Raw genomic sequence first — 763 nt, forward strand, 5'->3', positions numbered from 1 at the left:
TTTCAGTGATCAACCCCAAGAGCTTTCACAATTTCGCCAAACTGATGCTGGTGAACAGCAAGACCGATGCAATAGATGCTCAGTTGCTGTCCGAGTACGGCGAGCGTATGACACCGCGCTTGTGGACGCCTCCAAGCCCTGTGCAGCTTGAGCTGAGGGCTCTGGGCCGGCACATCAACCGTTTGGTGGGACACCGTACCAGGGCGAAGAACGAACTCCATGCGCTGCAGGCGACCTCTACGACCGTGTCGATGCTGATCGAAGATCAAGAAGAAGCCATTGCTTCACTGGATAATCGAATTGAACGCTTTCGTAAGGCTGGCCGCGAGATGGTCGCCCAGTGTCCGACGCTTACTCGGCAGTACAAGCAGCTGCTCGCAGGCCCAGGAATAGGAGAAGTCTCAGCACTTGCTGCATTGGCTGAGCTGACCACCCTTCCTCAAATGCTCAAGTCCTCGCAGGTAGCTCGTCACGCGGGGCTGGATGTTCGGCAGACACAGTCGGGGACGAGCATTGACAAGCCCGGTCGGCTCGGCAAAAGCGGGAATGCTTATCTGCGGGCAGCCATGTACATGCCTGCCTTGACCGCAGTGCGCTGCGACCCTTATGCGAAGGCTTTTTACGAATCCCTGGTCAGTAGAGGCAAGAAAAAAATGCAGGCTATCGCTGCTGTCATGCGCAAGTATCTGACAGGCATCTGGGCATGCATGCGTGGGGATGTGCCATTTGATACGGTGAAGCTTTTCAGCTCTGAACACCTCGG

General features: G+C 56.0%; 1 protein-coding gene. It reads left to right on the forward strand.

All coding sequences use genetic code 11. The annotated features are described in order from the left end of the window. The coding region (locus ACF8EA_RS25260; RefSeq protein WP_392523652.1) for an IS110 family transposase at window positions 1–763 on the forward strand (763 nt) is incomplete at both ends.

It is taken from the genome of Pseudomonas sp. YQ_5 (genome assembly GCF_043103305.1).
In the GTDB taxonomy this organism is placed as follows: Bacteria; Pseudomonadota; Gammaproteobacteria; order Pseudomonadales; family Pseudomonadaceae; genus Aquipseudomonas; species Aquipseudomonas putida_Y.